The organism is Tildeniella sp., from assembly GCF_059505325.1.
In genome coordinates, this window is sequence record NZ_JCACKI010000064.1 from 212307 (window position 1) to 225446 (window position 13140).

A 13140-nucleotide genomic window follows, 5' to 3' on the forward strand; every position below is an offset into this window, starting at 1 on the left:
ATGCCGATGTGGCTCAGTGGTAGAGCACTCGATTCGTAATCGAGCGGTCGGGGGTTCAAATCCCCCCATCGGCTTCTGTGCAGTTGCGGGATGAGGTTACATTACGCGATGTGCAACTAATTCGCCCTCATCCCCACCCTTCTCCCCAGGGAGAAGGGCTTCCAGACCGTTCCGGTTCCCTCTCCCATCGGGAGAGGGCTAGGGTGAGGGCAGTCGGCAGGCATTTCAGGAAAGTCGCACATCGCGTTACATTGCTTTTGGGGAGTGTTTATCCTTTTAGAGGCAACTCAATCTGAAACGTTGATCCTTTTTCTAGAGTGCTGGTGGCGGTGATGCGTCCCCGATGGGCGATGATGATTTGTTGAGCGATCGCTAACCCCAAGCCAAAGCCACCTGTCTGTCGCGATCGGGCTGTATCGACGCGGTAGAAGCGCTCAAAAATGTGGGGCAGATCCGCTGCGGGAATGCCGATGCCATTGTCTTCAACCTGGATCAGGGCGTAGCGGGATGAGGTGGAAAGACTTAGCTGGATACTGCCGCCGGGAGCCGTGTACTTGAACGCATTGCTGAGGAGGTTTGTCACTGCTTGTTTCAGCAGATCTGGATCGGCGTTGAGGGTGACAGCGTGATCCGGTAACTGACTGGTGAAGGCTAGCCCTTGTGCGATCGCCTGCGCCGTTTGGTCGTCTGTGAGCGATCGCAGCAGTGCTACCAGATCTACACGCTTTAGACTGGCTAAATCGAGCGCGCCTTCGCGTCGAGAGAGAAACAGCAGATTGCCAATTAACGTACTCATTGACTTGGCTGTATCCACAATCTTTTCTAGCCGCAATCGCTGTTGGGCATTGTCGTCGGGCGACATTAACCCAACCTGGGCATTGCTCAACACTGCCGCCAGGGGTGCCCGCAGCTCATGGGACGCATCGGCTGTAAAGCGCTGAAGTTGGTCGTATGCTCGCCGCGTTGGCTGCATGGCTATGCCGCCCAAAAACCAGCCTGTCATGCCGATGATGCCTAACGTTGCGGGTACTCCCAATGCCAAAAACAGCCGCACACGATCGAGGCTTTCTTGAATCGGTGTGAGCGGTTCAGCCATCTGAAGATAGCCCACCAATTGTTGATTCTGAAGGAGGGGTAGTGTGATTTGACGCAGCCGTTGACTCGACGGTTCGCCGCCATTCTGAGCATCCGCGATCGCGATCGTTTGAAACTCTGGTACTGCGGTCAAGCGGATCGGTGCAGGCAAGCCAATGAACCGTACCAAATAGCCTTTCGCGTTATACCAGCGAACGTAGACCAACTCGCTGTTGCGTGAGCGATCGCCCCCCATCCAGGGTGCCTCTTCTGGCTCAATCTGCCATTGTCCCTGTTGAACCTGAATCCTTGCACCCGACGCGATCGCTTTACTCTTCTTGTACAGCGCCTGATCAAATGCCTGTAGCTGATCTTCAACACTCAAGTAATAGCTCACACCTGCAAACAAAACGAGAATGCTCCCCATTGAAAGAGCAAACCAGTAGGCTAAATTGCGGCGACTGCGGGTGAACATGGAAGAGCGAAAGTTGTTGGTTGTTGGTTGTTAGTTATTAGTGGGGCAGGGGGAGTAGAGGGGCAGGGGGAGTAAGGGAGGCGGGGGAGTGTTGAATTTTGAGTTGGAAGATAGGGGAAGAACGGATGCACACTGCTCTTTATCCTTAGATATCTTTCTGCCTCCTCTGCCTCCCCTGCTTCCCTAGCCCCTCATCCCCCTTTCCGGCGGCTGCAATCGATATCCCATGCCATAGATCGTTTCTAACCAATCTTTAGCACTCACGGCTTGCAGGCGTTGTCGAAGCCGACGGACGAGCGTTGTGACGGCGTTGCTTTCGGGTTCGGTACCCCAACCCCACAGAGCCTGCTCAATTTGCTCGTGGGAGAGAACCTGGCGTGGGTGACGCATGAGATATTCCATCAACTGAAATTCTCGGCTGGAGAGTTGGGTCGTCATCTGATGGCACTCTAGCGTTAAGGTGCTCAGATGTAAGCGCAATGCGTCTAAAGACAGTAAATCGCCTTGCCAGAGAGGCGATCGCCGCCGCAGTGCCCGCACTCGTGCCAGTAGTTCCACCACATCAACCGGTTTGACTAAGTAGTCATCGGCTCCGGCATCCAGTCCAGTGACTTTATCAGCGATCGTATCTTTAGCAGTCAGCATCAGCACAGGTGCAGTTTTACCAGACCGACGATACTGTCGGCAAAGGGCAATACCGCTGATTTTGGGCAACATCCAATCCAGAATCAGTAGGTCATACTCTTTTTGAGCGATCAGCCACTGTGCGGTTTCGCTATCGTCGATCGCATCGACAATATGCCCTGCCTGTAAAAGGACTGCCTGTAAAGGCTCTAACTGTGCCGGATCATCCTCCACCAGTAAAATCAACATCGATCGTGACTGAGACGTTCTGCTTCATCCTAGCGAGTGCAAGATTGCTGTTGGTCAACTGCGAAGCATACGAGTGAACGACTTATCGCTAGAATAAGAGACTTAAGTGATGAATGGTCGCCTGGAACGAACTTCATTCATCCTTGTAGACCTCATCCTTTCATTCTCACTCCTATGCCCTTGCCTATTGTTGCTATTATCGGTCGTCCTAACGTGGGCAAGTCTACAGTCGTCAATCGGCTGTCAGCGTTGCAGGATGCCATTGTGTTTGATGAACCCGGCGTGACCCGCGATCGCACCTACAAGCCTGCCTTCTGGCGCGATCGTGAATTTCAGGTCGTCGATACGGGCGGTTTGGTGTTTGATGACGATACCGAGTTTCTGCCGTTCATTCGTGAACAGGCAATGGCAGCGCTGGCAGAATCGAGCGCCGCGATTTTTGTAGTGGATGGCATGATGGGGCTGATGCCGTCCGATGAAGAAATTGCGACCTGGCTGCGGCAACAGTCAGTACCTGTCTTATTGGCGGTCAACAAATGTGAGTCGGTCGATCAAGGTGCAGCGCAAGCGGCAGATTTCTGGTCGTTGGGCTTGGGCGAACCGTTTCCGATTTCGGGCATTCACGGCAATGGGACTGGTGAACTGCTGGATCAGTTGATTACTCATTTGCCACCCGCGAATGAGATTGAAGAATCCGATGAGATTAAGGTAGCGATCGCAGGACGACCGAATGTGGGTAAGTCCAGCTTGCTAAATGCGTTTGTCGGTGAGACGCGATCGATTGTGAGTCCCATTTCAGGCACCACGCGCGACGCGATCGACATGGTTGTTCAGCACGGTGAGCAGACCTATCGTTTAATTGACACGGCGGGCATTCGTAAAAAGAAGCAGGTCGAGTATGGACCGGAATTCTTTGGCATCAACCGTGCCTTCAAAGCAATTAATCGTGCCGATGTGGTGTTGCTTGTTGTAGATGCGCTGGATGGTGTGACTGAACAAGACCAGAAACTGGCGGGGCGCGTTGCGGACGAAGGTCGCGGCTGCGTCATTGTCGTCAATAAGTGGGACGCAGTGGAGAAAGACTCTTACACCATTTATGATCACGAAAAACTGGTGCGCGATCGCCTCCACTTCACCGAATGGGCAGACGTGATCTTTATCAGCGCCAAAACAGGGCAGCGCGTGGAAAAAATTCTGGATATGGTCAATATTGCCGCAGAGCAGCAGAAACGACGTGTGACGACTTCGGTCATTAACGAAGTGCTGGAAGAAGCGGTGGGCTGGCACTCGCCACCGACCACGCGTCAGGGTCGTCAGGGTAAGATTTACTATGGCACTCAGGTAAGCAGTCGTCCACCTGCGATCGCCCTTTTCGTCAACGATCCCGCCCTCTTTAACGACAACTACCGTCGCTATATTGAAGGTCAGTTTCGTAAATCGCTCGGCTTTACTGGCACACCCATTCGTCTCTTTTGGCGCGGCAAGAAAACGAGAGAAGTCGAACGCGTCACCGCAAACCGAGCGACACGCGTCAAAGAGTTTTAGATTGCAGATGACAACTTCAATCTAGAAGCCAAACGCTCAGAGCAACAATGGATTTACTGCGCTCCCTCCCTTTAGGGCTTTATTTAGAACAACCTGTCACCTGGTTACATCGTCTCGACCCACGCATCAAACTCGCCTGGTTGATGACGTTTTTAGCAGCGCCACTGCTGGCAAATCCAGCCTGGCGCATCTTGCTGGCAGGGTTGCTGATTGCTGTCACTGTTTTTGCAATGATTCCCCTGCGGGTCTGGCGGCAGCAAATGGGTTGGTTGCTGGTGCTTAGCTTCATGGTGTTTGCGTTAACAACAGTGATCCCCGATGGACTCAAAGCACGCCACCAGCCCCGTATGCCCTCAGATGAACTGGCGTTTTCGCAGCAGCCAAAGACACTACCACCCGCGCCTGCGCCGAATCCCTGGTACAACCCGTTTGGCTTGGGTAAACCTACTGTGCCATCAGCCAGCACAGCCTCAACCGTTGCTCTACCCCAACCGACTGCTTACCGCTATGTACTATTCAAGCGCGGCTCGATCACCGTTACAACGCGATCGGTGGATTTAGCCATTCGCTACAGCACTCTGCTATTCACCTTGATCTACAGCACCAATCTTTTCTTATTAGTGACAGCTCCCGAAGAAATTACCGCCGCGATCGAAGATTGGATGGCTCCCTTACGCCGCTTCAACCTGCCGATCACAGAAGTTGCCCTGACGCTGACCCTCTCGCTCCGCTTCATTCCCCTGGTGCTTGAAGAAGTGCAAAATTTGGTGCGATCGGTTAGTACTCGTGCGATTAATTGGCGCAAGCTGGGCTGGCGGAGCGCACTACAAGTCTGGTTAACTGTGGCTGAACGACTACTCAATAACTTACTGCTGCGGGCAGAGCAGATCGCCAGCGCGATGAAGGTACGAGGCTTCACCAGCCCTAACGAGCATCAGGTGCAATGGCACCAGTTTCACCTTAGATTGAGTGATTGGCTGGCGATCGGAAGTTTGGTCGGGCTGTGGAGTGCCCGTTTGGTCTGGGGGTGGGAACTTTAGAGGGGGAGTGGGGAGTGGGGAGTGGGGAGTAGGGCTAAAGGCTAAAGGCTAAAGGCTAAAGGCTAAAAAGCTGACCGCTGACCGCTGACCGCTGACCGCTCAACCAATTCAGAACTCAAAACTCTTTTTACACCTCTCCCCTCACACCTCTCCCCTCTCCCCATAAAACTCATGCAGAGACAGCGTTATCACGTAAAGTGATGGCATACCTGCGTTAAGGTGTACTATTTCATCGTCGTCCAGCTTAGATCTGAATGAGCAACGAAAATTACTTAAACCATCCGAATTTTGGCTTGCTTTTCAGAGTCTGTCTCATTGATGCAACGCGTGAGTTGTTTACGACACTCTACGCACAGCGCTTGTTTTTTCTGGTCGCCAATGGAGACGACGGCTTAGAATTTGAGCCGCTGACCCGAACGGATGCCCGCATTCTCGTCGAGAACCGTATGCGGGTACTGCGTCGGCAGGGGCAGCAGCAAGACTACAATCAGCTTCAGGTGATTTATAAACAAACGTTTCAATGACAGCGTTCTCTCAACTTAGCGGTACAATCGCAGAACGAATTGACCAGGTTCGTGAAACATTGCCAGAGACAGTGCGGTTGATTGCCGTCACGAAGCAGGTTTCGATCGAAGCAATGCGTACCGCTTATGCCTCTGGAGTGCGCGATTTCGCAGAGAGCCGCGTTCAAGAAGCAGAAGCAAAACAGGCTCAGCTTTGTGATCTAACTGATATTACCTGGCATTTGATTGGGCATCTCCAAAGCAACAAAGCGCAAAAAGCGTTGGAGTGCTTTCAATGGCTTCATTCGATCGACGATTTGAAGCTTGCCCAACGACTCGATCGCTTAGCCGCACCGCTGCCTCAAAAACCAAAGTCACTGCTGCAAGTGAAGCTGTTGCCTGATCCAACAAAACACGGCTGGGCAGTAGAGGATCTTTTAGATGATCTTTCAACATTAAATCAATGTAAAAATCTCAGCATTCAGGGGTTGATGACCATTCTTCCGTATGGCTTACCAGCGTCAGAGGCAAGCGCGGCATTTCAAAAGACAGCCGTATTAGCTAATACCATTCAACAACAGAATCTGCCTTATCTGCAAATGCACACACTGTCGATGGGTATGTCGAATGACTATGCTTTGGCAGTGCAGGCAGGGGCGACAATGATTCGTCTGGGGCGCATTCTCTTTGGCGATCGTCCGACATAGCCTTTTCCCAACCCAACTCAAACATCGCTTAGCTGCCGTCGCGATCGAGCGTAGCAATTGCAGCAAAAATGAAGGCGTAAGAATTTAGAGAAAAGTGAAGCGCTTTTCAAAAGATAGAGTATCTTGAGTGCTAGAGTTCCAGCTTTAGGAAGTGAGGCGACATAAGCCTACCGACTTCATGGTTATGCCAGCGATTTAAACATCTGATCGGAAAAACTTTTGGTGACATGCTTCTATTTTGGGATCTAGATGTATACTATTCTTTCAATTCGGTCAAAGTAGGTTAGTCAAACTAAGCAGGGTGCCTGAGCGATTTGCTCTCGGATAAGCCTTCATCGATTGGGCTTTTACTAAAAGTTTCCAGAGGCATTCCTCTTGCCGATGTTTTCGATATCACAAACTAGATTGAGCAATCTTTTTGCAGATCTGGTCGCTATATATTTTTCGATTTCAACCTGATCGTGACGGAGCGTGAACAGTGAGCAACATCTTTACCAAGCTACGGGACTTTGTTGGATTTAACGAACCTATGGACTACGAATACGAGTACGACGAAATGGATGGCGATGAGTACCAAAACCTCTACCAGCAGGAGCACGCTCAACCCGCTGCACCGCAGGAAGATGCCCGCACTCGTCGCCCTAGCCGCTTGCGCGATCGTGCCCCGTTAGGCGGCGAAGTCGGAGCAATGGGAGCCTCGCCAATGGGTAATGTGATTGGGATGCCCGGTGTGAATGGCGTATCTGAAGTGGTGGTGATGGAGCCGCGATCGTTTGAAGAAATGCCTCAGGCGATCCAGGCATTGCGCGAACGGAAGTCGGTCGTGCTCAATCTGACGATTATGGATCCTGATCAAGCGCAACGTGCGGTTGATTTTGTGGCAGGCGGTACTTATGCGATCGACGGTCATCAAGAGCGCATCGGCGAAAGCATTTTTCTCTTCACTCCAAGCTGTGTGCAGGTCAGCACACAAGGCGTTCCAGGGTATGAAGCGCCCCAGGCACAACAGCCCCAAGCTCGTACAACCCGTCAGGCAGCACCCGCACCCGCCTGGGCAAACGAGCAAATGAGAATGGCGCAATAGAGTTGTTAGTTGTTAGTTGTTAGACGGAGAGTAAATTGGCTTTTCTCTAAAAACCAACAACCAAAAACTAAAAACGTCTTGGAGACAGTTCAATTGAGTATCAAACTCGGTATGATTGGCGGCGGGGTAATGGGAGAAGCTCTCTTATCCCGCCTTGTCGATCGCGGCATTTATCTGCCAAACGACGTTTTGATCAGTGAACCGCAGGCAGCTCGGCGAGATTTTTTGGCACAGACGTATGGTGTCCAGGTAACAACTGATAATCGAGCAGCCGCTGAAGCTGACGTGTTGTTACTGGCGATCAAACCACAGATTTTTAGTGCAGTCGCAACGGCAGTGTCAGGTCTTTTTGACACCCGAACATCGCCTCTATTAGTACTCTCGATTTTGGCTGGGATACCGCTGAGCAAACTGGAAGCCGCGTTTCCTCAACAGCCAATCGTGAGAGCGATGCCGAATACACCTGCAACCGTGGGCGCAGGTATCACGGCGATCGCTCCCGGTACGCATACGCTGGCTCATCACCTGGTACAGGCACGACAAATCTTTGAGGCAGTCGGTGAGGTGGTAGAAGTGCCTGAAACTGCAATGGATGCCGTCACAGGATTGTCTGGGTCAGGTCCTGGCTACGTGGCATTGGTGATTGAAGCGCTGGCAGATGGTGGAGTCGCCGCAGGCTTACCACGGGCGATCGCGCTCCAACTGGCGCTCCAAACCGTTAAAGGTACGGCTCAACTGCTGCAAGAGACAGGGCAGCATCCAGGACAACTGAAAGACCAGGTAACCAGTCCCGGTGGTACGACGATCGCAGGTGTTGCGGCGCTTGAACGTGCTGGCTTGCGGTCAGCGTTGATTGAAGCGGTGCTGGCTGCCTATGGGCGATCGCAAGAGTTGGGACGCTAAAAAAACACAAAGCGTGATGATTTTGCTCAGAGACAGGCTGCTCTTCAACTAGGGCGCGTCATCAATTAACGATCAAAAGCCTACGGCATCAGCCTGACCGCGCCCGCCCCAGTAAAGCAGGCTAGGGGCTGTAGACTTGCCATCATCAGGACTCTGATTGTAATTGACGACAGCCCCTAGCGTGTCTCAGCGTTGCTCAGGCGTGTTCCTTCTTTTGGCAAAACGTCCGGTGGAGTGTCCTGATCCTCCGTATAAGGATCAATGTAGCGTCGTATAGCTACCACGTTTTTAGCTTTCATACCCCTTCGATCGTTGCTTGTAACCGATTCTTGCAAGAGTGAACTGCCGTTGACTCTTATCCGGTATGAAATTTTTGCCTTAAAATTTTCAGCCTTCAAAGGAGGCAAAATGAACCTGTCTCATGTGGCGGTGCAGTTACTGGCTGCGATCGTCTGTGCTGGTATTGCCAATATGTTGATTCCGCGTCAGATTCCCGGTAAATTTTTGGGCTTTGTGTTGACTGGGTTGGTAGGGGTTTGGCTTGGAGAAGCGGTTTTTAGACTGCTGAAAGCTCAGCATGGGCTAAACTACCCCTTTCTTTACTGGGGCATTGGTGGCGTTCCAGCGGTGCCATCCATTCTGGGCTGCGCCATCATCATTTATGTGGTGATGACGTTTATACAGTGGGGTCACTACAATCGCTGAGTCTCTGTGGGTATCCGATCGATCGCCCATTGTTTGACTCCTGACTTCTGAGTGCTGACGGCTCTTTTCGGAGAGGCTCTGATTATGAGATGCTTGTGTCAGATGTCTACTGAGTGGGGCGTTGCACGATTGACAGAGAGCCGCTTTGATGTCGCCTCAATTATCCAGGGGTATACCCAGGGTTATTTCCTCATGGCGGATGACGCTGGAGAGTCGCTGGGTTGGTACTCCAGTCGAGAGCGGACACTGATTCCTCTGGATGAGCGGTTTCGCTATCCCCGATCGCTCCAGCGAGTGCTCAATCAGGAGCGCTTTACGGTAGCCGTCAATCGAGACTTTGAGGCAGTCGTTGATGGCTGCGCTAACCGCGAAACGACGTGGATTTCAGCCGAACTGAAAGCTATTTATCGATCGCTGCACGCTGCTGGATGGGCACACAGCTTTGAAACCTGGCAGGGTGACGAGCTGGCAGGGGGCATTTTGGGATTGACGATCGGGGGTGCCTTTATCGGCGAATCCATGTTCTTTCGGATTCCCGATGGCTCGAAGGTGGCGATGGTGAAACTGGTGGAACGGTTGCGCGATCGTCAATTTATCCTTTTCGATGCCCAGATGATGAATCCTCACTTAGAACGGTTTGGTGCCCATGTCATTGGCAGCAGGCAATACACAGCGCTTTTGAAACAGGCACTAACGCGGCAGTGTGCGTTGGAGTGATTTGCCTAATGAGAGTGAGGGGAGAGGAGTGAGGAGGTTGAGAGGTTACTTCTGGCTACTGCCCTCTGCCTTCTGCCTTCTGCCCTCTGCCTTCTGCCTTCTGCCTTCTGCCTTCTGCCCTCTGCCTTCTAATATCTACACAAGATACGGTGTCCAGTGTTCCAACAAGTCAGGCGAGCCGTACCAAGTCCGATTGCCTCTAGGAGAATGCATCGCGCCCTCAAGGGTGAGATTTTCAGCACCTTTAAGATGAGCAGCCTCGATCGGCGTAATGCCATCGCCCCAGGTATTGCCTTGTCCACAGGTAAGCTTATAGCTGCTGAATGCCAACCAACTTCGCCAGCGATCCCCGTACACTGCTTTCCCTGCAACGCAGACATAGCGCACGTCAGCATAAAACGCACCGGGATAGCTCAGATTCACAAAGTCGAGGTTTTTCCGCGTCCAGCGTTCCAGGCTGGTGTGGGGTGTGCCAAGTGTGATGAGTGTCGCTACGCGATCGCGGGCAGACCAGGCGCAAGCATTCGCATCACTGGGATGCACACAGTAAGGTTTTTCGCCCAAATAAATACGCGCGAGCCAACCGCCTGCCGAATGTCCAATCAGCGTCACTTTGGATGCGTCATACTGCTGGAGCACTTGCTGGACTGCCGTGTCCAGGATTCGCAGAATAGGCGCAACCGATCGACCGCCGATCGTCGGCACCCAGTCTTGCCAGCGGAGTGGCACGGTCACGGTTGGGAAACCTAACGCTTGTAGCGTCTTTTCCAGAACGCGGTACTCTACCGCACCCGCGAGATAACCTGGCAAAATAACGATCGGTCGTGGCATGGGCAAGCTTAAAGATTGATGGCTCTCCTAAAATCTAAAGCGTTTTTGCTCACAATAGGGATCAGCGGTCAGCGGTCAGCGGTCAGCGGTCAGCTATCAGCGCTCAGCGCTCAGCTATCAGCTATCAGCCGTCAGCTTCAAACTATTACCTCCCCTCTCCCCTCTCCCCTCTCTCCTTACTCTTCACTGCCCTACGGTTTCTAAACTGGCAACAGAACGCTAACCATCCAGCCATGAGCGCTAAGATTTGAGCAGGGTTTGCTCTCGATCGCACGTGTCCATTGCCCCACGACTGAACTTATCTGCTATGTCTAACTCCTGGTCGCCTAAAAACACGTCCAACGTCTTCACTCAGGAGACGCTAGAGAGAGTGCTGGCAGCCTTGCGTCAACCGTTCTCGATCGCTGTTTTAGCGTCCTTGGGCGCACATGGCTTGCTGTGGGCAGCGCTGCCTAACATGCTGGCAGGCACGGAAGCAGAACCAGACGCGAAGCAACTCATTCGGACTGTAGAACTGTCTCCCGCTGAGCAAAGCCAACTGCCGTCGTTTGGCATTGAGCAAGTGCCGCAAACGCTTTTGCCGACAAAGCCCTCAAAACCGTTGCAATCCGCCACAAAGCTACCCGATCCTAAGCTTTACAACGATCCATCGCTCTACAACTTTCCGCTTCTAGCGCCGCCACCACCCATCGTGTTTCCTTCTTTTGGGTTGCCTCCTACATTTGACATCAGACCGTCTCCAGCGAAAAAAGCACCGCAGCCAAAGTCAACTGACCAGGCATTAAAAACGCCCAAGCCACCTGAGAAAACAGACACAACAACGACAGGTACAGGCACCCCCAATACCCCTAAAGCACCTGTCGATCCAACTGCGCCTGTGAGATCAGACAAGCTATCGCCTGAGCAACTCACTGCACTACGGCAACAGGGAGAGCGATCGGGTCAGTTGCGAGCCTTATACACCTTTAATGGTCCAGATACTCTAGAGAAGGCAACTGGAGCCTTGAACGCAAATGGAGTCGATTTTATAGAATTGGCAAAGAAGATAACGGGTGGAGAGGCTGACGACAGCCGCCTTTATAAGCCAGAACGGGTGACTGCTAGCGTTCCTAAAGAGGCGTGTCCGTTCGTTAGAGGAGTGCGAAATGCGTCCTTTGGCGCGATCGTAAAGCCTGATGGCACCCTGGCAGAATCGCCAACAGTATTGCTGACTTCTGGTTTCAAAGGCTTAGATCAGGTTGCGATCGACGACATTACCAACACAGTCAAAAATAAAAAATTTGGTGACGGTGGCAAATTTCAACTCATCCGGTTTGATTTTCTTTTTGATCCCAAAGCAGCCTGTTCTAACCCTGACAAGCCTGCTTAAGCGTTTGGCTGCTAGCACACGTGCAACCAAGTCACCTTCTTTGGCTTCGGTGCATGTGTGAATACCCGAATGCGCTACTCTGGCTGAGGTGAAGTTGTTGGCGCGTTGAGCAACGCGCGATCGTCTATGGCATTTGATGCGTCCTTTGCAGCCCAGCTTGCCGCGTCGGCTGAGCGGCTGTTTGACCTGATCGATCGCTTTTACGAAGCGAAGGTTTTAGTCGTCGGTGACTTGACGCTGGATGAATTTCTCACGGGACAGGTTGAGCGTTTATCGCGCGAAGCGCCTGTACTGATCATTCGTCATGAGCATACGCGACAGGTGCCCGGTGGTGGCGCAAATGCAGTCTATAACTTTGCAAAGCTGGGCGCACAAGTGAAAGCGGTTGGGCTGCTGGGCAAAGACGATCAGGGCAAGACGCTGCGGGGCATTTTTGAAGCAGCAGGCATTGACACGCAGGGGATTTTGCTGGATGTCGATCGCCCCACCGTCACCAAAACCCGCATCTCTGGTCATGCGCGTCAGTCCGTTACACAGCAAATTGTGCGGGTCGATCGCAAGTCCGATCATCTGCCCGATGAGTCCTTACAATTCCAGCTTGCCGACTATATTCAGCAGCACGTTGGCACCGTCGATGCCGTCATATGTTCCGATTACGGCGATGGCACCCTGACGCAACCTGTCATTCAAGCAGCGCTGAACCATTCGCTGAGTGTTGTAGATGCTCAGACAAAGCTCGATCGCTACCAGGGAGCGACTGTCTTCACGCCCAATCTACCCGAAGCAGAGCAAGCCGTTGGCTATTCGCTCGTCAGTCCATCGGGCAATCCGGCTGACCTGACGCAGCTTCAGCAAGGTGGACGCGATCTCTTGCAATTGACGCAGGCAAAGCAGGCATTAATCACTCGCGGTGAAGAAGGTATGAGCTTGTTCGATCGTGATGGCACCCAGCACCACATCCCTGCTTTCAATCGCACTGATGTCTTTGATGTGACGGGCGCAGGTGATACTGTCGTCGCTGCCTTCACATTAGGACTCATCGCTGGAGCAACCACCTGGGAGGCAACCGTCTTAGGCAACCTCGCAGCCAGTATCGTCGTTCGACAGTTTGGCACTACACCGACAACGCCAACCGAGATGAAAGCCTCGCTCCAGGCACTTCTGGACGAATTTCAGCATGAGTAGAGTGATGTTGGGTGATCAGCGGTCAGTGATCAGCGGTCAGCGGTCAGCCTTTTTAGCCCATTTCTGAGAAAGCTTGATATTTAGAAATTCTTAATAGTACAAATATACTGATTTATGTGTAGAATACTC

The 13140-nt window shown here is 52.4% G+C and carries 14 protein-coding genes and 1 tRNA gene; 12 read left to right on the top strand and 3 right to left on the bottom strand.

Annotated features, from left to right (window positions below):
- Nucleotides 1-2: 2 nt before the first annotated feature.
- Nucleotides 3-74: transfer RNA gene (locus AC5JO6_RS22205), tRNA-Thr, on the top strand.
- 194 nt (nt 75-268) lie between these two features.
- Here the strand turns inward: AC5JO6_RS22205 and AC5JO6_RS22210 are convergent.
- Both AC5JO6_RS22210 and rppA read right to left on the bottom strand, forming a co-directional pair.
- A complete protein-coding gene (locus tag AC5JO6_RS22210) occupies nt 269-1549 on the bottom strand; it encodes a sensor histidine kinase (RefSeq protein ID WP_496083214.1) in 1281 nt (426 codons plus the stop codon).
- A gap of 183 nt (nt 1550-1732) precedes the next feature.
- On the bottom strand, nt 1733-2422 hold the full coding sequence (rppA, locus tag AC5JO6_RS22215; protein WP_496083215.1) for a two-component system response regulator RppA: 690 nt from the start codon (nt 2420-2422) through the stop codon (nt 1733-1735).
- 174 nt (nt 2423-2596) lie between these two features.
- Between rppA and der the strand changes: the two genes are divergently transcribed.
- The 8 genes from der to aat all read left to right on the top strand — a co-directional run bounded on the left by der (nt 2597) and on the right by aat (nt 9626).
- Nucleotides 2597-3967, top strand: a complete 1371-nt coding sequence (gene der / locus AC5JO6_RS22220) for a ribosome biogenesis GTPase Der (RefSeq protein WP_496083216.1) — start codon at nt 2597-2599, stop codon at nt 3965-3967.
- 47 nt (nt 3968-4014) lie between these two features.
- Nucleotides 4015-5007 (top strand): energy-coupling factor transporter transmembrane component T family protein, encoded by a 993-nt coding sequence (locus AC5JO6_RS22225; protein ID WP_496083217.1) that lies wholly within the window; start codon nt 4015-4017, stop codon nt 5005-5007.
- A 254-nt stretch (nt 5008-5261) separates the two neighbouring features.
- Entirely contained in the window at nt 5262-5531 is a 270-nt protein-coding gene (gene pipX / locus AC5JO6_RS22230) for a transcriptional coactivator PipX (protein ID WP_496083218.1), read from the top strand.
- A complete protein-coding gene (locus AC5JO6_RS22235) occupies nt 5528-6217 on the top strand; it encodes a YggS family pyridoxal phosphate-dependent enzyme (protein WP_496083219.1) in 690 nt (229 codons plus the stop codon). The genes pipX and AC5JO6_RS22235 overlap by 4 nt, the downstream gene beginning before the upstream one ends.
- A gap of 478 nt (nt 6218-6695) precedes the next feature.
- A complete protein-coding gene (locus tag AC5JO6_RS22240) occupies nt 6696-7301 on the top strand; it encodes a cell division protein SepF (protein ID WP_496083220.1) in 606 nt (201 codons plus the stop codon).
- A 93-nt stretch (nt 7302-7394) separates the two neighbouring features.
- The gene (proC, locus tag AC5JO6_RS22245) at nt 7395-8204 is read left to right on the top strand and encodes a pyrroline-5-carboxylate reductase (protein ID WP_496083221.1); all 810 of its coding nucleotides are present in this window, start codon (nt 7395-7397) and stop codon (nt 8202-8204) included.
- 408 nt (nt 8205-8612) lie between these two features.
- Entirely contained in the window at nt 8613-8909 is a 297-nt protein-coding gene (locus tag AC5JO6_RS22250) for a hypothetical protein (RefSeq protein ID WP_496083222.1), read from the top strand.
- Between the two features lie 102 nt (nt 8910-9011).
- Nucleotides 9012-9626, top strand: coding sequence for a leucyl/phenylalanyl-tRNA--protein transferase (gene aat / locus AC5JO6_RS22255; RefSeq protein ID WP_496083223.1), 615 nt, complete (start codon nt 9012-9014; stop codon nt 9624-9626).
- Between the two features lie 135 nt (nt 9627-9761).
- Here aat and AC5JO6_RS22260 read toward each other — a convergent pair whose 3' ends face one another.
- Complete coding sequence (locus AC5JO6_RS22260; RefSeq protein ID WP_496083224.1) at nt 9762-10457, bottom strand: esterase/lipase family protein; 696 nt, start codon at nt 10455-10457, stop codon at nt 9762-9764.
- Nucleotides 10458-10475: 18 nt separating this feature from the next.
- On the opposite strand from AC5JO6_RS22260, the gene AC5JO6_RS22265 reads away from it, so the two are divergent.
- From AC5JO6_RS22265 to AC5JO6_RS22275, 3 genes are all read left to right on the top strand, one after another.
- Nucleotides 10476-10661 carry a hypothetical protein gene (locus AC5JO6_RS22265; RefSeq protein WP_496083225.1) on the top strand — a complete coding sequence of 62 codons (186 nt, stop codon included), beginning with the start codon at nt 10476-10478 and terminating at the stop codon, nt 10659-10661.
- A 103-nt stretch (nt 10662-10764) separates the two neighbouring features.
- Nucleotides 10765-11826: a hypothetical protein gene (locus tag AC5JO6_RS22270; protein WP_496083226.1), complete on the top strand. Its 1062-nt coding sequence runs from the start codon at nt 10765-10767 to the stop codon at nt 11824-11826.
- 126 nt (nt 11827-11952) lie between these two features.
- Complete coding sequence (locus AC5JO6_RS22275; protein ID WP_496083227.1) at nt 11953-13011, top strand: bifunctional heptose 7-phosphate kinase/heptose 1-phosphate adenyltransferase; 1059 nt, start codon at nt 11953-11955, stop codon at nt 13009-13011.
- The last annotated feature ends 129 nt before the right edge of the window (nt 13012-13140 follow it).